Here is a 21,006-nt window from a genome sequence, read left to right as displayed (position 1 = left end):
GCTATAGAGCGAAATGATTATATATTCTGTGGTCTGAAAAATGGCCTGACTTATGATGCCGCCTATATGGGCGAGAGTGAAGGCATGCTCCGTGGGTTTGAGAACCCGTATGAGAGGGGGATGACATCAAGTCTGTGCTTACCTACCTAACATTACAACAAATGAACTGATTAGTTTTGAGAATCAAAATTAATCCCATATGTAATATAAGGAATTGCTAATTTGATAAATTCCTCCGGAGGTACCTTACTATTCCTTCGCCATTCTACGGAAGCTCCGTAGAGTCCCCAACTTAACATGACAGCAGTAAGTTTTAGGGCTTCATCTCCATCAGTTGAATGTCGTTTTAACAGCATTTTGTAAAAAATAATTTCTAGTTGTTCCTTGATAATGCGAGAAATGGTGTCTTCGTACCCTCTATGACAGCGATTGGAGAGGGAATTTTGAAAATTAGTAATAGCTAAGAAGATATTACTAATCACTTCTTCGTTTAGTTCGTTTTGCTCGATGATATCACCATTCAAATTGATCAACAGTACTTCTGATAATACCTTTTCTAATAAGTCATATTTATCTGCAAAATGATAATAGAAGGTCGCGCGATTGACCATAGCCTCTGTTGTAATGTCTTTAATGGTAATATCTTTGAATTCTTTTTTACCGGAAAGTTCAATAAAGGAATCCATGATTAATTTACGTGTACGAAGAATTCGGGGGTCAGTTTTTGCTTGCGTCACTTTGTTGTCCCTCCTACTTTTTAGACAATTGATTAGATGTGTTGTATATACGATAAATCCCCTTAACTATTGGTATTGATGGTTTTCATTATGTACTAGAATACAATTGTACAACTAATAACCCAAATCTAAAAATGTTTGTAAAAAAAGCATTTTACGTTGAATAACAGGGAGGTCTTTGTTTCTGTCCTTCATTATAAACAATTAAGGAGAATGCTTTAACATGAATGAGAATAAGAATATGGTTTGTGATTTAGAAACAGGTGTTTGTGGGGCCGCTGGAGAGAACGAAATGGAACTGATTCATTTCAAGCAGTCTTTAAAAAAGATTACCCTTTACTATGTTACAGATCCAATTTGTTCCCACTGCTGGGCGCTTGAACCAGTATTACGCCGTTTTGTTGAACAATATGGTCAATATTTTACAATGCATACCCTGATGGGAGGACTCTTAGAAAGCTGGAATGGGTTTGCTGATGTAAAGAATGGAATTAGTAATCCTTCTGATGTAGCAGCTCACTGGCGGGAAGTAGGAGAGTATTCTCGTATGCCAATTGATGGTTCGTTATGGCTTACAAATCCTGTTTGGTCTTCTTATCCACCTTCTCGTGTATTTAAACTAATTCAAAACATTGATCATGACTTAGCAAACACTTTCTTACGGAGAATTAGGGAAGCAGTTTTTGCATTTAATCAAAATATTGCTGAAGAGGAAGTTTTAGTTGATATTGTGAATGAGTTACATCTAGATGGAAATGAGATAGTAAAGCAATCATTTAGTTCAAACGCAAAAGAGTTGTTAGAGCAGGATTTTGATTTAGTTGGCAATTTAGGCGTGAGAGGATTTCCTACTATTATTATGGTGAATGCAGAGCATAAAGGTGTAAAAATTGTTGGTGCTCGTTCCTTACAAGATTACGTTAATGGGCTAAAACAAGTTCTAGATGTAGAAGAACTTCTCCCAAAACAACGGCCACTTCTTTCTCGCTTACTTGAAAAAGAGAGGCTTTTATTTTCAAAGGAAATTGAAGTTATGTACGATGTTGAGAGAGCTGATGTTAACGACTTTGTCGAAAAAGAGCTTTCACTGGGTAGTTATCAAGTGAAGGAGATTCTAGGGGAATCGTATTTTATAAAAAATTAGATAGTATGTTTCCGAAAAAAGCCCACCATTTACCATTGTAATCATTTAGATAGTTAAATCAAAATGATTACTTCATCAGAGACTGTACCAAATATCAGTAGATACTACGGAGTACAAAGGAGTATAACAATGGCATACGTATTACAGATTGATTTCAAAATGTTAGGACCATTCGGGGATGAAATGGCAGAGGCATTTTCTGATTTAGCGAAAAGTATCAATGAAGAAGAAGGATTCATGTGGAAAATCTGGACAGAAAGCCCTGAAACAAATGAGGCCGGAGGGATTTATATTTTCGAAACAAAGGAAACAGCTGAAAAATATTTAGATATGCATTCTAAAAGATTAGCTGGATTTGGGATAACAGATATAAACGTAAAGATTTTTGCTATCAATGAACAACTCACTAAAATCACCCATGGACCTCTAAATTAACGTTTAAATTGCTACAGGATAGGCGGGATGTTTGTCTGCTGTTTTATGATACGAGGTTTACAAATATGAGAAGCAGCCAAGCGCTTTTTTAAAAAAGCGCTTGGCTGCTTGGTTATCTCTTGATTTACTTAGATAAAAATCAATGGTATTTCCTTCTGAAGCGACAGTACGATATAAATATATCCTATTGACCTTTTACTTTCACATACGTCCCCATTAATGAATCCAACATATAATCCTGTTATGCCTATACACCTTTTTAATAATATCAGTATGTCCAAGATTTAAAGATTAATTGCATTATCTTGAAGTTTTTGCATCAGAACCAAAAAAGATATTCAGACATATTACAGTCTGAATATCTTTTTTATTACATGATGCCTGTCTTTTTTGAAGTTGAAGCATCTTGAGAATGCTCCCAACATTCAATGTTTTCAAGACCTTTAATGCTGTCTTTATAAAAAACAGGATCCTTGCCAGCTTTTTTCTGTTTCATGTAATCCTGTAGCGCAGCAAAGGCTATTTTTGATAGTAATGCAATAGCAATTAAGTTTATGATAACCATAAAGCCCATAAATAAATCCGCTAAATCCCATACAAGCTGGATCTTTGCAACCGAACCGAATAGAATCATGGCTAACACGCCTGCTCGGTATAGCATCAACCATACTTTACTGTTGTGTAGAAATCGAATGTTTGTTTCTCCATAATAATAGTTACCAATTAACGCACCGAATCCAAATAGGAAAATAAAGATGGCAAGACAGCCTGATGCCCAGGAACCGACGTGTTCACTTAATGCTGCTTGTGTAAGCGCAATGCCATTTAGCTCTGGTTGTTTGTAGGCATCAGAAAGTAAAATAATAAATGCTGTGCTTGTACAGACAATCAGTGTATCTGTTAATACACCAAATGCTTGAATAAGCCCTTGTTTCACCGGATGGCTTGTTGTTGCCGTTGCAGCAACGTTTGGCGCACTTCCCATACCGGCTTCATTCGAGAATAAGCCACGCTTAACTCCATGCATGAGTGCGGCGCCGATTGAACCGCCTGCTATTTGTTTAAAGCCAAATGCGTTTTGAACAATAAGAGAAAGAACTTCCGGCATTTTTGTGATGTTCGTAATTACAACAAATAATGCAACACCAATGTATAATACCGCTAGAATCATCACTTTGTATTCAGCCATTTTTGCAATACGCTGCACACCACCAAAGATAATCGCAGCGAAAGCAAGTGCCATGATAATCCCTACAGTTAAACGATCTGTACCGAATGAGTTCTCAAAAGCAATTGTAACGGTATTTGATTGTACAGAATTGAATACAAGACCGAAAGTAATCGTAATTAAAATGGAGAATAATACTCCCATCCAACGCTTGTTTAATCCTTTTTCCATATAATAGGATGGACCGCCGCGGAAACCATTTTTATCTTTTACTTTATATACTTGCGCTAACGTACTTTCAACAAAGCTGGATGCTGAGCTGATAATAGAAATAATCCACATCCAAAATACCGCTCCAGGACCGCCTAATGCAATCGCAATCGCAATTCCTGTGATATTGCCCGTTCCAACGCGAGCGGCCATACCAATACAGAACGCTTGAAATGGGGAAACGTCGTCTTTAGAACTAGTTTTCCCTTCCATTAAAACACGGACCATTTCCTTTAACATTCGAAACTGTACAAATTTCGATTTAAATGTGAAATAAATCCCGCAAGCAACAAGCATAATAATTAATAATTTAGACCATAGAAAATCATTCGTTGTCTCAACTAGATGAAACAAAAATTGTTCCATATCATCACCTCGGATTCAAAATTTAGTAGCTAATCATTCATATAAATCTTCCTCAGTTCCCCTGTATATCTAAATTTGTCCTATATACGCATGCAACGCAGGTAAACACTTTCTATGAAAATAGTTTTCCTCGTTTACATGAATATCTATAAGATGCAACTGTACAGCAGACATCTTAAAGGATCTGACCACTTCTACATGCGGATGCTCTAGCCCTCCCGCAAAAAAATAGGGTCTTTATCTAGAAATACGGTAGTCATGCTCATTTCTTATGCGGAATTTTTAAATTGGACTTACATAATCCTTTTTGTCTCCTTTCATTATTTGTAATAGGAACCTAAACCGACTTAAAGACTCAAAAAATAAAAAAAATTAAGCGCTTTCATATTTGTTCTAGAACCACAGGTCTTTAGTTTATAAAATAAACTACATAAAACTACACAAATATACAAAAAGTCGAAAAAATTTTTAAAAAATGTTTTAAATATTTCTGAAAGTTGGAATTCGTTTCATGTAGGATTGAAATTATTTCATACAGTTACTTATATATTAAGTGACATAGAAGCTGTGCATACGATGAAAAAGGCAGGTTCAAGGGAGAATCTGCTCAAAATCAAAAAGGGGTCCCGCCCCACATCTATCCACTGAAGAAAGCAGGTCAACCCCAAAATGATAAAATGAACTTCCTTGTTACAAGAAGATCTAAAAATTCATTTGGGGGGTTCTGTAAAAATATGGTTCTGATGCGAAGAATCTAGGAAGCAAGGAACTGTATCTATTCGTCATAAAGAGGACATGATTGATAGCGATTTGGAGGCCATTCATACTGTTATTCCTTCTTATGTAAAGGAGAAAGGAGCTCAAATAGTGAGGGAAGAAGAGATTATTATTGAGGATTTCGTTAAATATTGTATTGAAAAAGAACTAAAAGCTAGGGGATGACTGTAATATTCTTTGTTCTTGTTGAACGTCGATATTAATAAGTTTAATTACAAAAACAGCTGCATAAAACATAGACGTTTGAGCAAAATAAGCACACAGAGATTCTTTGTAATCTCTATAAAATTTAGTGGTGTAAAAACAAAAAGGCTTCTTCTCCAGAAGCCCTTTTGTGATATTTAGAGTATCTAGGAAGATCTACTTTATCAAATAATTGAACGTTGAGAACAAATAGGCGAAATGAATCCTTCTTGTAATACCCCATTTCAAATTATTCATAATGGTGTACTTTCATGTTCCATTTCTTAGGAAGATATACACACCCATCATCCTTTGTGTGCTTTATCATTAATAGAATCATCCTTGCTTCAGTTTTATAAAAAACTATAAATAAACAGGATGAATTACTTTCAAGAAAAAAACTATTTTACACCTGATTTTTCCAAACTCTTAAGTGAAAATTGAATAAGATAAATAATAGCTTGTGTACGAGTTGTAAAATCATTTTTTTTCTTAAAATCATCAATACGTTTTACTAATGCCACTGGATAACGCATATTTATGAATTGTTTCATTGTTTAATCCCCCATGTGTATGAATGTAATGTATGATAAAATGGCTATACATCTTAACGATACACACAATGTTCATCCACAAAGCATAGATGCTTTGTCTATACATCCCCTTAATTTTTAAAGCGCTTTCATTATTTACCTTGACCGAATTTTAATTTATAACGAAAACTACATAAACAAACAAAAAAATACAGAAAATTATTTTCGCTTTTAAAGATTTTTAAAAATTTAACGATCATTTAAAGTTATTGCAAAACTCCATCTAATTTAATTTTCTTTCCAATTAAAATTTTCTATAAAATTTACGAACGCCTCAACGACATTCCATTCTAAGGATTCCTCATGATAATACATCCACGTTTTTCGTAAGATAGACTTCCCTGTTTGGTCCGTTAAGTCAACCTTATATAATTCTTCTATCTCGGTAAACATCCTACTGGACAAGATGCCATAGCCTAAACCATTGATAACCATTTCCTTACAAGTATCAACTTGGTCAACTTCTATACTGATAAAAGGCGCCTCTGCATAGTTTTCGGCCCACCAATTATCAATTAATGATTTTAATAGGTAATCCCCTTTATAATCAATTCTAGGAAGGTGAGGGAGATCGGTAATATCAATCTTTTCCTTTGATGCAATGCATATTGTTTCTTCAAATAATAGATTCTTCAACAATCCCCTACAACCATAATTCCCTCGAACAAAGCCGATATGAACATCTTTATTGTGTATCAGCTGAGTTACATCCTTGCTCCATCCTGTGATCACTTTAAATTCCACATGAGGATACCGCATTTTAAACAATTTCAAAATATAAGGCAGCTCATAATTGGCAAAAAAATTAGATACGCCTAATTTCAATGTGCCTACAATTACATTACTTTCATCATGACTCATATTAAGGACATTTTCTTTTATTTTTTGATAATGAGCAAGGGCTTCCTCAGCACAATGGACAAGATATTCTCCTTGTGGGGTAAAGTGAATGCCTCTGCTTTCACGGGTTACGATTTTAACACCTAATTCCTCCTGCATATGCTTTAAACGATTGGTTAATGCAGGTTGCGTAATAAACAAAAGCCGGGCTGCTTTCGTTAGATTTTTTTGACTATAGAGAACCTTCAGTATTTCCCAATCCCGGTAATCCATTACTCTCTCCCCCAAAAATCTGTATCATATAAAACTTTTTTATAAGTACTTATAATTTTTTAGCATTTTATTTATTCCGATTATTGCATTATCCTTAGCCTTACGCAATGGGTAATTCTTCTTTACATGATGCAATACAATACAAAACAATGTAGCAGAAGTACAAATCATGGGGGTATTGTGAATGAGAATGTAGGAAAGCCAAAAAGGTCCATGGAGAATTTTCAAGGCCCAAACCTTGGCTATGTGGTGGAACAATATGAGTAATATACGAACAGTACTGAGAATGTTGATCCAGCATTGAAAGAGCTTTTTCTTACATAGGGATCACCTCTATCTGTTGAGATCAGTCATATGAAAAGAGATACCGAACCTGGATCTTTTATTTCTAACAATACGGCACATATGAAAAAATGCTTCAGGTAGTGAAGCTGCTCGAGGACATTCGGGTTCACAGGCATCTGGCCGCATCCATAAATCCACTTGGAGAAAAGAACAAAGAGGAAGTGTTCTTCCATTGATGTATATTGCTATCTCTTATGACTACTGGATTGTGAACGGGAAAGAGGCCGTCAGTTTCCTGACTACTGTCAAAGAGGTATTAAAAGATCTAGAATCCTTATTATTAGAAGGCTAAGGGTTTTCTAAGGTAAGGTCAATTAAGACTAATCCTTAGAGTGACCTACAATGTAGGGTCAGCTGTTTTAGATAATTTAGGGGGATATATATGAAATCAAAATATTGCAAAGAATCACGGGTGATACGAACAAGCCGTATATTTCCAAATGACGTAAACAATCACAATACATTATTTGGGGGACGGTTAATGAGTGATTTGGATCAGGTAGCATCTATTTCTGCAGCTCGTCATAGTCGTACGGAATGTGTAACTGCTTCAACTGACTCAGTTGACTTCCTATATCCTATTCGGACAACGGATTCAGTCTGTTTTGAATCCTATGTGACATGGACAGGGACATCATCTATGGAGATTTTTGTGAAAATTATTGCTGAAGATTTAAAAAGTGGGGAACGTAAGATTGCAGCAACTGCTTTATTAACATTTGTCGCACTTGACCAACATAAACGTCCCACATATGTTCCGCAAGTCATTCCAGAAACAGAAGAAGAGAAAAAATTGCATGAAACCGCACCAGAGCGAGCAAGAGCACGCAAAGAAAGAAAACAAAAGAGTAAGGAATTAGCTGCTTTTTTAACAACAAATTATCCTTGTTTAACGTAGCTTACGATACATTTAATCAAGCTGTAGACGTCTAGCAGCCTGTAGGACAAGCAGAAATATTGTCTTTTAATTGTGAAAAATGAACTGTTCCCAACAAACATAAGGGGCACCGTCACAGGGGGATGTATAAACAAAGCACTAGTACGATATGGAGTTATTTTCGTGGAACAGCATAAATGAGTTTTAGTAAAAAGTTTAAACATTATCTATTAATCTTTTGCTTGGAGGAGTTATATTATGTGGATAATTACTGTGTATTCAAAAGAAAATACTACACTGTTTGAATTTGATACAGAGGAAGAAGCAAGAAATGCTTTCAAGAAAATGACAGGGAATAAAATTCTTTCCGAAATTGTTTACTTTAATGATCCTTGTTTCACAAAAATGACTGTTTAAGGTCTATATACCACAAAAACTGGGGTTGTAACGCAAATATCTCAACAATATCGTGGAACAGGATCACCGTTTTATAAGGAAGGGAGTTCGTTCCAGGATAGGATTGAAATCATTTCAGACAGCTGACAGCTACCTTGATTTTGAGGGGCGGCGAAGCTATGCATATGATAAAAAAAGGGCAGTTTCACCAAAGCGTGAACTCTGCCCAATATGAGGTTAAAATCATTCATACGTTATGTAGATTAGCTGCTTAATCCCAAGGTTAATAAGATATTGCTGTTCTATAGTTCTGGCGAATTATGTTTGCACCAGAACCAGAGCAAGCACCTCGCTCTGTAATGAAAAGAAGCATATATCTACCAGTTTACTATGGATCCATGCCTAAAAAGATGGAGTTTTTGCAATGGCTTTAAGTGATAGTTAAATTTAAAAAAATCTTTAAAAAAATTGAAAAAATGTTTTGTATTTTTTTGTTGGTTTATGTAGTTTTCGTTATAAGTTAAAGATAAAGTTTGGTCAAGATAAATAATGAAAGCGCTTTAAAAAATTAGGGGGTGGTTTGAAAAGTAATAGTGCTAACAGGACATCATTCAGAAAAGTATTGGGCTTAGCATGAAAATGGAATCAATTCGCTATTAGACTATATGTGATTAACAAACGAATGGTGAAAAAAGGTGTCTATTTGCCGTGTACACCATTTATACAATTAGGGGTGGGGAGAATGAAAATGAAAACCAAGGATCAAGTTCGAAAACACGATGACACACAAGGTGAAACGCTAGATTTATTACATTCAACACAATTTATCATAAAAGAAGCAGTTGAAAAGCTGGGATATAGTGAAGCTATGTATGAATTACTAAAAGAGCCGCTTAGAATCATCACAGTGCGTATCCCTATCCGGATGGATGACGGTTCTACTAAAATTTTCATTGGTTATCGTTCTCAGCACAACGACGCTGTAGGTCCTACGAAAGGGGGAGTACGTTTTCATCCGGAGGTAAATGAAAAGGAAGTAAAAGCACTATCAATGTGGATGAGTTTAAAGTGCGGCATTTTTGATCTTCCGTACGGCGGCGGAAAAGGCGGAATTGTATGTGATCCTCGTAGCATGTCATCCTTTGAATTAGAGCGTTTAAGCCGGGGATATGTGCGTGCTATTAGCCAAATTGTCGGACCAACGAAAGATATTCCTGCACCAGATGTATTTACAAATCCGCAAATTATGGCATGGATGATGGATGAGTATAGCCGTATCCAAGAATTTGACTCACCAGGATTTATCACAGGAAAGCCGATCGTGCTTGGTGGTTCACAAGGGCGGGAAACAGCAACTGCTACAGGAGTAACAATTTGTATTGAAGAGGCAGCGAAACGGAAAGGAATTCCATTAAGGGATGCACGCGTTATTATCCAAGGATTTGGGAATGCCGGAAGCTATCTTGCGAAATTTATGCAGGATGCAGGAGCAAAGGTGATCGGCATTTCTGATGCATTTGGTGCGCTTTATGATCCAGAAGGAATCGATATAGATTATTTACTTGAACGACGAGATAGTTTTGGTACAGTAACAAATTTATTTAAAAACGTCATTACGAATCAGGAGTTACTTGAAAAAGAATGTGAAATTCTTGTTCCTGCTGCAATCTCCAACCAAATTACACGCGAGAATGCAGATCGTATTAAAGCTGAAATTGTTGTCGAGGCTGCGAATGGACCAACAACGCTTGAAGCAACAAACATATTAACAAAACGTAACATACTGCTTGTACCAGATGTGCTTGCCAGCTCTGGTGGTGTAACCGTTTCGTATTTTGAATGGGTACAGAATAATCAAGGGTATTACTGGTCAGAGGAGGAGGTAGCCCAAAAGTTACGTAGTAAAATTACGGAATCTTTTGAAAGGGTTTTCTCCACAGCACAAGCATACCAGGTAGATATGCGTTTGGCCGCATATATGGTGGGAATAAGAAGAATGGCAGAGGCATCCCATTTTCGTGGTTGGATATAAAACCTTAGGTTATATGTCTAAGGGAAAGGAGATAGGATAAATGATTTTGAAAAATGTCCTGGATTTAAGTAGGAGTATCACTGAGGACTGCCGGGATATGCACGAATTGGTACAAAATAAGGATATCTCTGATCCGGCTGTAATAAAAATTAAGCAACAATTAAATAGAAAAATTATGATGCTACAAAAAATTATATCTGAAGCCTATCCCTTGTCACGTGGAAAGGCCCTCTAGCAATCTTAAAGATATTGTTGAGCCTATGAGCATCTACTTATGATGATGGAGTTGGAACTACCAGCTACATTTAATTAGGCTGGCTAGCCAAAAAAGCTCAGATATATCTACAAAGGGTAGGTTTCTGAAGCCAGAAGCCTACCTGAAATCCAAAAGCAGTTCACATTTATGATAGACAACTTAAGGGAGTGGGAAAATATGCTTCAAGCAACGCCACAGGAAGATAAAACTAGGGATGACAGCCAAAAGAAGGCCAGCCTGGATGCTTGGGTCACACATTATCAGTCCTATGCTGCTAAAGGACAAAATGCCAGTTATATTCCTGCCTTAGAACATATAAATTCATCGCAATTGGGCATTTGTATAGCAGAACCAAATGGTACAATCATACATTCGGGGGATTGGGAAGTTCCCTTCACTTTGCAAAGTATATCAAAGGTGATTAGCTTTATGGCTGCATGTTTAGGCTGCGGCATTTCTTATGTATTAGAAAGAGTTGATGTAGAACCAACTGGAGATGCGTTCAACTCAATTACGCGTTTAGAAATGCATAAGCCCGGCAAACCATTTAACCCTATGATCAATGCAGGGGCAATCACTGTATCTTCACTCCTGCCTGGGAAATCACCACAACAAAAATTAGAGGTTCTGTATTCATTAATTGAAAAATTAATTGGGAAAAGGCCAGCCATTAATGAGGAAGTGTTTCAATCTGAATGGAAAACAGCCCATCGAAATAGGGCTTTAGCTCACTACTTAAAGGAGACAGGTTTTTTAGAATCAGAGGTGGAGGAAGCTTTAGAGGTCTACTTAAAACAATGTTCTATAGAAGTAAATACAAAAGACATAGCCTTGATAGGCTTAGTTCTTGCCCTAGATGGATATCACCCTATTCGTAAGGAACAAATTTTACCTAAAGAAATAGCTAGGCTAACTAAAGCCTTAATGCTTACTTGCGGAATGTATAATGCATCAGGGAAATTTGCGGCTTTTGTTGGAGTCCCAGCCAAAAGTGGTGTATCTGGGGGGATTATGGCATTAGCCCCTTCAAGTACTAGACGTGTACTACCCCTTCAGGGTGAATTTGGCATCGGCATATATGGACCAGCTATTGATGAGTATGGTAATAGTTTAGCTGGGGGAATGTTATTACAACAAATAGCGCAGGAGTGGGATCTAAATATTTTCTAGAAGGTATATCAAGCTTTCATGTTACTAGATATTTTGCAGCATGATGAGTTGTATAATGGCTGATAAATGTTATATTGAGATTGGTGAAACTTTTTAAAATTAGGAAGTGACAATCTTGAATCTCAATACTGTATTAAAAAAAGATAGCCATATTCTTGTTTTGATGATATTGATAGTGCCGCTAACAAGCGAATTAAAGTTCTACCCTCTCAATGAAACATTTCGAATCAGCTTTGGTGCACCAGTATTTTTCTTTCTTTTACTGTTGATACAGAAAATGCCGGCAACTTTACCAGGTTTTCTGACAGGAACAGCAGTGGTAGGATTTCGTATTCTACTGGATTTCATTATGCAGGATCATTTCGACTGGACTTCCTCATTTCAAGCTCATTTCCCTACCTTTTTCTATTATTTCGCTTATGCCTGCCTTTTTTATGCAGCAAAGGTCAAGCGCCTCCAAGGCTCGTCTTTAATCATCGGGCTTATTGGTTTTGTAATTGAAATATTGTCTGATTTTGCAGAGTTAATGATGCAATATTTTATGTTAAAAACAATGAGTACGCTATCTGGATTGAGTGAAATTATTATGGCTGCCTTTTTTCATAGCTTTATCGTTATGAGCTTTTTCAATATGATGAAATTGTATGAGGCGCAGTCTAGGGAAAGGGAAGTTAGAAAACAAAATGAACACATACTAATGCTCATTTCCAATTTATATGAGGAATCCATCCATTTAAAAAAAACATTACGCGATACTGAAAATATAACAAAAAAATCATATGATTTATACAAACGTTTAAATTGTTTGGAAAATGAGCAGGCCGAAGATTTACGAAAACAAGCATTAAAAATCGCTGGTGAAGTCCACGAGGTTAAAAAGGATAACCAACGTATCTTTGCAGGACTTTCAAAACTGATTTCCAATGAAGCTCCTACTGATTATATGGAAATACATGAACTAATCAACATCATTGTGCGAGCAAATGAGAAATATGCCCGTTTACTGGGAAAAGAGATTCAATTTGTGTACACAATTGATGGTGTACATCTGCCTTATCACGTTTATACTATTTTATCCATTATAAATAATATTGTTGTAAATGCGGTAGAAGTTATTAAGGATACAGGGACCATCACGATTTTTATTGGTAAGGAGCAGGATTTCATTCAATTCCTGATAGAAGATGATGGCCCTGGTATTGCACCGAAACATAAGGATCTAATCTTCAAACCTGGGTTTACTTCTAAGTATGATAATCAGGGTAACCCTTCGACAGGTATCGGACTATCCTATGTAAAAGAAATGGTAGAACAGCTTGAAGGTTATGTTACATTCCAAAACAGATTGGAAGGAAAAGGAGCAGTTTTTACGATTCAATTACCGGTTAAGCACTTAATTCAGGGATGAAGAAAAAAGAAGCAGGCCTGTCCAAAGGTATAATATGACTTTGGACAGGACCTAACCCTTGAATTACTACAGGATAGGCGGGCTTTTTGTCTACTGTTATGATACGAGGTTTAATCGCACCTTAATAATTTTCTGACCATTATTCATTGAAGGACGATGATCATTCAATTTTGTTAATCGAGTAGTATAACACCAATATGTTTTGGGAATTTCAACTTGTTTTGTATTTTTCCGTGAGATTATGTAGTTCTGATTATAAATTAAACCTAAAGCATTATTAAAGAGAATTTGAAAGCGCTTAATATTTAGATTTCTGGTTTATAGTTAACCGGTGAAAAGTAGGCAAAAAAGATAAGGATTCATACTGCTTTTTTTACTATCCCGTTACTTTATTTTTTAGGAGTATATGAAGGTGGCGAATTTCTAAAAGATGATTACTCGCACCAAAGCGAGCAAAAACATGTAAGGAAAGAAAAACGATTTCGGATGCATTTAAGTTTTAACAGATTACAACACGTATAAAATCCCGATCGTCCATAGGAGGGATAATATTGAAAAAAAAGGGGATCGTTTCATTAATATGTCTTACAGTTTTAATAAGCTTTATCGTTCATTTTTTGAAAGAAGATGAGAAGCTTAAAGTGGTAGTTGTTGCGAAAAGTTTAGACTTAGAGTATTGGAGAATTTTTGAAGCAGGAGCTCAAAAAGCGTTTAATGATTTTAACATAGATGGTCAAGTGATAGCACCTGATTCCATTTATCCCATTACAAATGAAGCTGATACATTGAAAAAAGTTTTAAGACAACATCCGGATGCACTGATCGTTACCCCCATGCACCCCTCCGTTACCATTCCAGTATTGATGGAATATAAGAAAAAGAACATTCCTGTATTGTTTGCTGGTAGGGACGCTGACTGGAAAGACAAAGTCACTTATATAGGAACGGATCACTTTAAATTGGGAATGGTGGCAGGAGAGCTGCTAGGATCCATGCTGCAGCCAGGGGATCAAGTAGCAATTATTCATGGGAATTTAAAAGATCCTGCTGAGGTGGAGCGGTTAAAGGGAGCGAAGGAGGTCTTAGGAAAAGCCGGAATCGAGATTGTCACAGAACAGTTAGGAGAAGATCGATTTGGAAAGACAATATCTGTAACAGAAAATATTTTGCAGAATCATCCAGATATCCAAGGGATATTTACTACTGACGATTTAATTGCCCTAAATGCATTAAAAACAGCAGAAAAAGAAGGATTGATAATTCCTATAGTTGGAACGGATGGCATTACAGAAATGTTGGAAACTGTAGATGCAGGAAAACTGAGCGCTACAGTGACGCAGAATCCTTATGATATGGGGTATTTAAGCGTAAAACAAGCAATAAAAGCAATTAAGGGGGAACATATCCCAAAAAGGATTGATAGCGGGGTTGATATTTTAACCCAAGATAACGCAAAAGAAAGATTAGCGTTACTAAACAATATATTATATAGCAGGGTTGAGAAATTCAAACATTTTTTATATGAACTATTATGATCATAGCAAACTGTTTTTCTAAACAAAAAGCAGTTTGTTTTTTTGTGTCAAGAATTACCACTATACAGTAAAAAAACGAAGATATTCCACTAGTAATAGCCAGTAGAAGTGTGGATTAAGCTTTCGATCTCGGTAAGCACATTTGAATTAAATGCCTCACCTCTTCTGGTACCGCTTGGCAAAGGATTTTTCGTATTGTATTTGTCAGTTAATGCACCTTGTCCCAATACCATATAGGAAAAGAACACAGTATTATTTTCATTGCAGTAATCAATAATTCCGGCTTCTTCCGATGAACGGTAAAGCAAGCTGTAATCGGTTTGCTTTTGATCCAGTATAGCCCAAAATCATTGAAAATTAGATTCTGGAACGTACACTGGGCTGGATTACGATTCCTTTAATGGTGATAATAAGTGTGTATATCGCAAAAGCTAGTCTTCGGAGTACTGCTCGTTTTTTTATCCTTGTTACTCTTTTCTTGATTGTTTTCTTTATATGAATTACACATGCGTTACAAGACGTTAATTTCTTGTATATCTTTCCGATAGGACAGGATGGAATTTTAACCATCTTAAAAGGTTCAAAAGAAGGCTTCTTTTCTTATTTTATTATGTTCATTCCAGCAATTCTATTACTGTTTTCCTTTCTATTCCGCCAAAAGAATACGGAGTGAATCAAGAATGAAAACCATCAGAAATTTATTGGCTATTTTAGGGTGTTTCATGCTGATCGGATGTTGGGATCAACATTTAATGAAAGAAGCTACATTAGTACAGACCGTAAGCTTTGACCTGACACGGGAGGGAAAGTTTTTACTCGGAACTGTAATCCCTATTCTAACTCAATCTCAATCCGAGTCAGGACAAGGCTTCACAAAGAGTGAAACCTTATCTGCTACCGCTCATACACCAAGAGAAGGGAGGGCAAAAATCGATCGGAGGGTTTCAGGTGTTTTGGATGCTTCAAACAATAAGCTCATATTGTTTGGTGGCTCATTTGTAAGACAGGGCATTGTTCCTTCGCTAGACGTAATCTATCGCGATCCACGCAGTTCCTTGAGTGCTAAATTAGCAGTTGTGGATGGTGAAGCCGTTAAACTGCTTCGTCTACTTTTGCTTGCAAGTCTTTGTTTTGGTCCTGCAAACTTGCAACTGTTTCTACTTTGCTAGATAACTGTTTTTCTAAAGAATCCACATGAGCATTTGCCTTGTCTAGTTGTTCCTGCGATGGACCGAAGGACGAACCAATAATAACTGCAATCAATGCCGTTAATACATACTTCCATCTCTTTTTTAAGAATGACAATACTTTTTCCATTAGAATTTTACCTCTCCTGTTCGTTTTAATATAATAATATATTAAATATTAAGATGATAATATATTTATGTCCGAAAATAAATAGGGAATATATCCCAGATCAAATAAGTGAATTATCATCATCAATACTGGAAGCAACAACTGTAGATGGCTCGCTACCTAAGAGGGGGAGACAGGCTGCGGCATAATTCTATTCTTCATAAAGGGGTACTGACGTATACCTAAGTTGATAGACAGGGGGTATTTAATTTTGTTAGGTTGATGGCGGTGGGGTCCTACCATCAAAACGCGTATTTACAACATTAAGGAGTTCAGGAAGAGAAAATGCTTGAATTCAAACACGCTAAGGAACCGCCCCCTCCCATTTTTATATGTCATAAGGTGTCTTGTAGGAGTGACACATTGCAAAACTCCAATCTTAGACATTATGACACACCTTTTTCTGGACATATCAGCTCTGTCATAAAGCGTACTTTTTGACATATACACTTAGTGTTGTAAATCCGCGAAAAGTTGGCGGTACCCCATGCCCATCAGGCTAAGAATTTGAAATCACCCCAAAACGAAGATTTTATGCAATTTCCCCATTTTATCGTTTTGGGGTGGGGCGTTTTTATTAGGTTTATGGTTATGTGTCAGGGCTCCTAAGAGAGAATGTAATAGGATTGGCTTTCTGCTCATCGCGACAGCAATACTACTGTTTCCAATTCTCAATGTGTTAGGAAAGATTGGATCTCTTATACTAATCCTTGTATATTTTGCATCAGTATTAGTGGTGCAGCATAATTAAATTGTCTGTTTGGATACCGCCTCAAAGTATTCCAAAACGACCTCACGGAATTCCAGAGCAGCCCGCGAAATGTACCGGCTCTTGTGCCATAATAAAGCGATTTCCCGTACCAGTTCGCGGTCCTCTATTTGCAGATATTTGATCTGTTCCCGTGAATTCCTTGCCGTGCTTGGTATGAAGGCTAGACCAATTTCGGCTTCTACAAGAGTGCTCAGCCTTGCAGGTTCATCTCCCTCATACACATATTTAGGTTCAAATCCAATCTTTTTGCATATGGAATCCACTAGATCGCGAGTACCGTAGCCTCTCTTTACACCGACAAACCACTCATCCCTTAGTTCTGTCAAGGATATGATGCTTCGGTCTGCCAGCCGATGCCCCTTGGGAACCGCTACGAGGATAGGGTCAATGAACACAATTTGACATTCAATGTCATCCTCTTGTATAGGAGGTGAGGACAAACAAAAATCGACCTCTCCCCTATGAAGAAGCGTAACCATTTCCTGCGTGGTCAGCATTTGTACATGAAATTGGATATTGGGCCGCTTTTTCCGAAACTCTCGAAGGATATTGGGCAACGTACTTGCTGTGGTCACCGCCAATTTGAGTGTGCCATGTTCCGGACTCGATAAATCGCTAAGTTCCTGCTTACCCTGTTCCAATTCAAACAAAGCTCTTTCCGCACGGCAAAGGAATCTGCTTCCGAACTCATTCAATCGCAACTTCCTCCCTGTTCGATCGAATAGAGGGACCCCCAGATCCTCCTCCAAGCGTTGGATTGTTTTGCTTAGCGACGATTGAGTAACGTGCAGACTTCGTGCAGCTTCGGTCATATGTTCCAATCTAGCTACCGCGAGAAAATATTGCAGTTGAAGAAGTTCCATTTCACACCCTCCATTCATTCCTTCAAGTCAATGATACTATAACATAAAATGCATTGGAATGAATAATGGATTTCAAGTACGATAACATCAAGACGATTTGGGGGAGGAACTCAAAAATGAATGCTCGCAGCAGGTGGTTGATGATATCCGTTGGACTGGGAATATTATTGAACCCATTAAATTCTTCGATGATTTCTGTTGCTATTGCAAGGCTGCAACATGTGTACCGCCTTGATTTTACCGTTGTTTCATGGATTATTTTTTCTTTCTACATTGCGAGCGCGATCGCTCAACCTGTCATGGGAAAGGTCAGTGATGTATTCGGACGCAAGAAGATATTCCTTACCGGGCTTGTTGTGGCCTTCGTTCCATCATTATTAGCTCCGCTATCACCAAACTTTGGGTGGCTCATCGTGTTCCGTATTGTGCAATCCATCGGAACAAGTATGATGGTGGCAGTTGGAATGGCCATTGTGCGAATTCATATTACGGAGAAACAAGCGACTGCGCTATCTGTTTTGTCCATATTCCTGTCCGGAGCGGCAGCCATTGGCCCCTTTATTGGCGGGGTTTTGATTCACTGGTGGAATTGGCCAGCGATCTTTTTCATCAATATTCCGTTTGTAGTGGCGAGCTTTCTATTAGCTTGTAGGATGATTCCTAAGGACGAACCGACAGCATCCGTTACACGCAACATGTCCTTTCGTAAATGGTTGGATTTTATTGATGCGTCAGGGATCCTGCTCTTTGCAGTGGGTCTGGTTGCCCTGCTCGTTGGCTTACTGTCAGCAAAATCATCTAGTCATGTCTCTCTAGGGAATATCATTGTCGGGTTGATCGGCCTCGTGGTGCTGGGTGCTTTCGTACGACACGAGTTAAAAACGGCGTCTCCCTTTATTCCTTTGCGTACATTCGCCAAATATCCAGCGATGACTTGGGTCAATGTCCAATTCATGCTCGTTAACGTACTTTTTTATGCTCTCTTTTTCGGACTTCCGTCTTACTTGCAAATAGTACGTCATGTCAGCGAGTTTCATACAGGGATTCTCATGCTAACCTTAGGCTTGAGCTCGCTCATTGCTTCTCCGATAGCAGGACGATGGATCGATAAATCAGGACCCAGACCCGCATTGCTAGTATCCGCAATACTGATGGCATTTGGGTCCGTGTGGATCGTGACATTGAATCAAACTTCCCCGGTTATCAGTGTGTGTTTGGCTTTGGCTGCATTCGGTATTAGCAACGGGTTGAACAGTGTCGGAATGCAAGCGGCCTTGTTCCAAAGTTCGCCAAAGGAAATAATTGGTGTCGTATCCGGAATATTTAATATGTCAAGATACCTGGGAACCATTCTCTCTTCATTGTTGATAGGCATTATAATGGGAGGAACGTTCAGCTTCGGTGGATTTCGACTGCTTGGGGTTATCCTCACGGTACTTGCATTGGCCTTGGTATTTATGAGTCAGCGACGCCGGGAGTCAGGACAATTGGAAAAATCGAATGTAAGCAAGTAAACAAATAAAGGGATTCTAACGCATGCCTATCAAGCTAATTCGAATACATGTCCCCCATGTAAGGAAAATACGCTATCCTTTTAGTTGAATGACTGATAAGGATGGCGTTTTTTATGGATATTTCATTGCGCGAACAACTGCAACTTTTTGCACAGGAATTACACCGTCATTTATCCCCTGAAATCCTTCATAGACTTGCAAAAGATGTAGGATTTGTCCGTAGGACAAGTAAGTACAGTGGACCAGACCTTGTGTCGTTATGTGTCTGGCTCAGTCAAGAAGTTGCATCTGCATCCCTCAACCAGTTATGCAGTACATTAGAGGCTGCGACGGAGGTACTCATCAGTCCCTAAGGACTAAATGAACGATTCAATTCTGCTGCTGTTCAACTCCTACATGATATTCTCACTGAATTGCTTCAGAAGAAGATTGCAGTTCACGATGCCATTTCTGGTGTTCATACAGAGCATTTTCATCGCATTCGTGTACTGGATTCCACCGTATTTCAACTACCCGATACATTTGCAGACAAATATGCCGGTGCTGGGGGAAGTGCCCATAAAGCTGGTGTGAAAATTCAGTTTGAGTGTGATTTACTAAGCGGAGATGTACTTCATCTTCATGTAGGAGAAGGAAAGGAAAATGACCAAGTATACGGCTCCCAGTGTATAGACTCCTTAGAAGAAGGCGATGTTCGTATTGGTGACCTTGGTTATTTTTCCTTAGAGGATTTTCGAGCAATTTCTGAAAAGGGAGCTTACTTTCTTTCTAGACTTAAACTCAATACACGAGTCTATTACAAGAATCCGAATCCAGAGATGTTTCGGAATGGTACAGTCAAAAAGCATTCCGAGTACATTCAAATAGACCTTGAACAGCTCCTTGATACATTACAACCCGGTGAAACAAAAGAATTGGAGGAGGTATATGTAGGTATGTATGAGAAGTTGCCGGTTAGAGTCATCGTTTATCGACTAACGGAACAACAACTGCGAAACAGGGAAAAGGATATAGCAAAGAAAGAGAAGAAGAAAGGTATTACCTATAAGGAAAGAAGCAAACGATTGAGTGCTATTAATCTGTACTGCACCAATATTCCTGCGGAATATGTAGGAGCAAGCCGAATTCATGATTTCTACTCTCTCCGCTGGCAGATTGAAATCCTGTTTAAAACCTGGAAGTCCCTCTTCTCTATTCATGTATGTAAGAAAATCAAACTGGAGAGGCTCGAGTGTCATATCTATGGTCAGCTTATCCGCATCCTCATTTGTTCGTCTACCATGTTTCGGATGCGGGAGCTGCTTTTGCAGAAAAAGAAAAAAGAGCTTAGCGAATATAAAGCAATGTATATGATAAAGGACCATCTGCCGCTTTTATACGAAGCTATACAGCAGGGTGTCAAGCAATTGACAAATGTACTGTTTCGTATGTATGCACTGCTGGAGAAAAACGGGCGAAAGTCCCACAGATATGAGAAGAAAACAGTCTTTGATATTCTTGGAGTTCTGTATGAACGAAGTGAGAGGATAAAGAAAGTTGCATAATTTTTAAAAAGCACCGAATTCGCAGTTTATTTGGCATGCACGTTTTTATAAGAATTGGCGGAGGACAATAGGAATAGGGTTGTATCATAGCATATCTCTGCTTTAATCCATGTATCGTCATCCCTTAACTTGATGGGCATGTGGCGGTACCC

The 21,006-nt window shown here is 37.8% G+C and carries 19 protein-coding genes and 4 pseudogenes; 15 read left to right on the top strand and 8 right to left on the bottom strand.

From position 1 onward, the window contains the following. Window positions 1–170 precede the first annotated feature (170 nt). Window positions 171–737, bottom strand: coding sequence for a TetR/AcrR family transcriptional regulator (locus AAHB12_RS29205; protein WP_342048635.1), 567 nt, complete (start codon window positions 735–737; stop codon window positions 171–173). A gap of 223 nt (window positions 738–960) precedes the next feature. Between AAHB12_RS29205 and AAHB12_RS29200 the strand changes: the two genes are divergently transcribed. Together AAHB12_RS29200 and AAHB12_RS29195 are read left to right on the top strand one after the other, a co-directional pair. Beyond that, window positions 961–1,881, top strand: a complete 921-nt coding sequence (locus AAHB12_RS29200) for a DsbA family protein (protein ID WP_342048634.1) — start codon at window positions 961–963, stop codon at window positions 1,879–1,881. 129 nt (window positions 1,882–2,010) lie between these two features. Beyond that, the gene (locus AAHB12_RS29195; protein WP_342048633.1) at window positions 2,011–2,316 is read left to right on the top strand and encodes a monooxygenase; all 306 of its coding nucleotides are present in this window, start codon (window positions 2,011–2,013) and stop codon (window positions 2,314–2,316) included. A gap of 6 nt (window positions 2,317–2,322) precedes the next feature. Here AAHB12_RS29195 and AAHB12_RS32035 read toward each other — a convergent pair. Beyond that, window positions 2,323–2,527: pseudogene (locus tag AAHB12_RS32035) on the bottom strand (DDE-type integrase/transposase/recombinase); the annotation flags it as partial. A gap of 159 nt (window positions 2,528–2,686) precedes the next feature. After that, entirely contained in the window at window positions 2,687–4,120 is a 1,434-nt protein-coding gene (locus AAHB12_RS29185; protein WP_342048632.1) for an alanine/glycine:cation symporter family protein, read from the bottom strand. Between the two features lie 795 nt (window positions 4,121–4,915). Between AAHB12_RS29185 and AAHB12_RS29180 the strand changes: the two genes are divergently transcribed. Further along, entirely contained in the window at window positions 4,916–5,062 is a 147-nt protein-coding gene (locus AAHB12_RS29180) for a hypothetical protein (protein ID WP_342048631.1), read from the top strand. A gap of 419 nt (window positions 5,063–5,481) precedes the next feature. Here the strand turns inward: AAHB12_RS29180 and AAHB12_RS29175 are convergent, their stop codons facing one another. Both AAHB12_RS29175 and AAHB12_RS29170 read right to left on the bottom strand, forming a co-directional pair. After that, entirely contained in the window at window positions 5,482–5,634 is a 153-nt protein-coding gene (locus tag AAHB12_RS29175; RefSeq protein WP_342048630.1) for a hypothetical protein, read from the bottom strand. A gap of 267 nt (window positions 5,635–5,901) precedes the next feature. Further along, entirely contained in the window at window positions 5,902–6,786 is an 885-nt protein-coding gene (locus AAHB12_RS29170) for a LysR family transcriptional regulator (RefSeq protein ID WP_342048629.1), read from the bottom strand. A 469-nt stretch (window positions 6,787–7,255) separates the two neighbouring features. Here AAHB12_RS29170 and AAHB12_RS29165 point away from each other — a divergent pair. The 9 genes and pseudogenes from AAHB12_RS29165 to AAHB12_RS29125 form a co-directional block, all read left to right on the top strand. Then, window positions 7,256–7,423: pseudogene (locus tag AAHB12_RS29165) on the top strand (2-oxo acid dehydrogenase subunit E2); the annotation flags it as partial. Between the two features lie 90 nt (window positions 7,424–7,513). Further along, on the top strand, window positions 7,514–8,029 hold the full coding sequence (locus AAHB12_RS29160; RefSeq protein ID WP_342048628.1) for an acyl-CoA thioesterase: 516 nt from the start codon (window positions 7,514–7,516) through the stop codon (window positions 8,027–8,029). A 237-nt stretch (window positions 8,030–8,266) separates the two neighbouring features. Beyond that, window positions 8,267–8,425, top strand: coding sequence for a hypothetical protein (locus AAHB12_RS29155; RefSeq protein WP_342048627.1), 159 nt, complete (start codon window positions 8,267–8,269; stop codon window positions 8,423–8,425). A 34-nt stretch (window positions 8,426–8,459) separates the two neighbouring features. Continuing rightward, a pseudogene (locus AAHB12_RS29150) lies at window positions 8,460–8,679 on the top strand (DDE-type integrase/transposase/recombinase); the annotation flags it as partial. A gap of 473 nt (window positions 8,680–9,152) precedes the next feature. Then, on the top strand, window positions 9,153–10,436 hold the full coding sequence (locus tag AAHB12_RS29145; RefSeq protein WP_342048636.1) for a Glu/Leu/Phe/Val family dehydrogenase: 1,284 nt from the start codon (window positions 9,153–9,155) through the stop codon (window positions 10,434–10,436). 40 nt (window positions 10,437–10,476) lie between these two features. Continuing rightward, window positions 10,477–10,671: a hypothetical protein gene (locus AAHB12_RS29140; protein WP_342048626.1), complete on the top strand. Its 195-nt coding sequence runs from the start codon at window positions 10,477–10,479 to the stop codon at window positions 10,669–10,671. 198 nt (window positions 10,672–10,869) lie between these two features. After that, window positions 10,870–11,862, top strand: a complete 993-nt coding sequence (locus AAHB12_RS29135) for a glutaminase (RefSeq protein WP_342048625.1) — start codon at window positions 10,870–10,872, stop codon at window positions 11,860–11,862. Window positions 11,863–11,968: 106 nt separating this feature from the next. Beyond that, window positions 11,969–13,270 carry a sensor histidine kinase gene (locus AAHB12_RS29130; protein WP_342048624.1) on the top strand — a complete coding sequence of 434 codons (1,302 nt, stop codon included), beginning with the start codon at window positions 11,969–11,971 and terminating at the stop codon, window positions 13,268–13,270. Window positions 13,271–13,821: 551 nt separating this feature from the next. Continuing rightward, a complete protein-coding gene (locus AAHB12_RS29125; RefSeq protein WP_342048623.1) occupies window positions 13,822–14,805 on the top strand; it encodes a sugar ABC transporter substrate-binding protein in 984 nt (327 codons plus the stop codon). Window positions 14,806–14,894: 89 nt separating this feature from the next. Here the strand turns inward: AAHB12_RS29125 and AAHB12_RS32030 are convergent, their stop codons facing one another. Then, window positions 14,895–15,140: an aldo/keto reductase gene (locus AAHB12_RS32030; protein WP_446715634.1), complete on the bottom strand. Its 246-nt coding sequence runs from the start codon at window positions 15,138–15,140 to the stop codon at window positions 14,895–14,897. Window positions 15,141–15,485: 345 nt separating this feature from the next. Between AAHB12_RS32030 and AAHB12_RS32025 the strand changes: the two genes are divergently transcribed. Beyond that, window positions 15,486–15,974 carry a Ger(x)C family spore germination protein gene (locus AAHB12_RS32025; protein WP_446715633.1) on the top strand — a complete coding sequence of 163 codons (489 nt, stop codon included), beginning with the start codon at window positions 15,486–15,488 and terminating at the stop codon, window positions 15,972–15,974. Here AAHB12_RS32025 and AAHB12_RS29120 read toward each other — a convergent pair. Together AAHB12_RS29120 and AAHB12_RS29115 are read right to left on the bottom strand one after the other, a co-directional pair. Next, entirely contained in the window at window positions 15,898–16,122 is a 225-nt protein-coding gene (locus AAHB12_RS29120) for a hypothetical protein (RefSeq protein WP_342048622.1), read from the bottom strand. The two genes, AAHB12_RS32025 and AAHB12_RS29120, sit on opposite strands and share 77 nt — an antisense overlap. Before the next feature lie 786 nt (window positions 16,123–16,908). Next, the gene (locus tag AAHB12_RS29115; RefSeq protein ID WP_342048621.1) at window positions 16,909–17,796 is read right to left on the bottom strand and encodes a LysR family transcriptional regulator; all 888 of its coding nucleotides are present in this window, start codon (window positions 17,794–17,796) and stop codon (window positions 16,909–16,911) included. Window positions 17,797–17,912: 116 nt separating this feature from the next. Between AAHB12_RS29115 and AAHB12_RS29110 the strand changes: the two genes are divergently transcribed. Together AAHB12_RS29110 and AAHB12_RS29105 are read left to right on the top strand one after the other, a co-directional pair. Continuing rightward, window positions 17,913–19,310 carry an MFS transporter gene (locus tag AAHB12_RS29110; RefSeq protein WP_342048620.1) on the top strand — a complete coding sequence of 466 codons (1,398 nt, stop codon included), beginning with the start codon at window positions 17,913–17,915 and terminating at the stop codon, window positions 19,308–19,310. A 113-nt stretch (window positions 19,311–19,423) separates the two neighbouring features. Further along, window positions 19,424–20,854, top strand: a pseudogene (locus AAHB12_RS29105) (IS4 family transposase). Window positions 20,855–21,006 lie beyond the last annotated feature (152 nt).

The sequence above is a fragment of the Bacillus sp. OTU530 genome (assembly GCF_038440375.1).
This window is presented reverse-complemented; position numbering and strand designations above follow the sequence as displayed.

Coding starts and splice junctions, on each gene's coding strand:
- AAHB12_RS29175 (WP_342048630.1), bottom strand. CDS start 5,634: ATGAAACAATTCATAAATATGCGTTATCCAGTGGCATTAGTAAAACGT.
- AAHB12_RS29110 (WP_342048620.1), top strand. CDS start 17,913: ATGAATGCTCGCAGCAGGTGGTTGATGATATCCGTTGGACTGGGAATA.
- AAHB12_RS29200 (WP_342048634.1), top strand. CDS start 961: ATGAATGAGAATAAGAATATGGTTTGTGATTTAGAAACAGGTGTTTGT.
- AAHB12_RS29195 (WP_342048633.1), top strand. CDS start 2,011: ATGGCATACGTATTACAGATTGATTTCAAAATGTTAGGACCATTCGGG.
- AAHB12_RS29140 (WP_342048626.1), top strand. CDS start 10,477: ATGATTTTGAAAAATGTCCTGGATTTAAGTAGGAGTATCACTGAGGAC.
- AAHB12_RS32025 (WP_446715633.1), top strand. CDS start 15,486: ATGAAAACCATCAGAAATTTATTGGCTATTTTAGGGTGTTTCATGCTG.
- AAHB12_RS29115 (WP_342048621.1), bottom strand. CDS start 17,796: ATGGAACTTCTTCAACTGCAATATTTTCTCGCGGTAGCTAGATTGGAA.
- AAHB12_RS29155 (WP_342048627.1), top strand. CDS start 8,267: ATGTGGATAATTACTGTGTATTCAAAAGAAAATACTACACTGTTTGAA.
- AAHB12_RS29180 (WP_342048631.1), top strand. CDS start 4,916: ATGATTGATAGCGATTTGGAGGCCATTCATACTGTTATTCCTTCTTAT.
- AAHB12_RS29135 (WP_342048625.1), top strand. CDS start 10,870: ATGCTTCAAGCAACGCCACAGGAAGATAAAACTAGGGATGACAGCCAA.
- AAHB12_RS29120 (WP_342048622.1), bottom strand. CDS start 16,122: ATGGAAAAAGTATTGTCATTCTTAAAAAAGAGATGGAAGTATGTATTA.
- AAHB12_RS29160 (WP_342048628.1), top strand. CDS start 7,514: ATGAAATCAAAATATTGCAAAGAATCACGGGTGATACGAACAAGCCGT.
- AAHB12_RS29145 (WP_342048636.1), top strand. CDS start 9,153: ATGAAAACCAAGGATCAAGTTCGAAAACACGATGACACACAAGGTGAA.
- AAHB12_RS29170 (WP_342048629.1), bottom strand. CDS start 6,786: ATGGATTACCGGGATTGGGAAATACTGAAGGTTCTCTATAGTCAAAAA.
- AAHB12_RS29185 (WP_342048632.1), bottom strand. CDS start 4,120: ATGGAACAATTTTTGTTTCATCTAGTTGAGACAACGAATGATTTTCTA.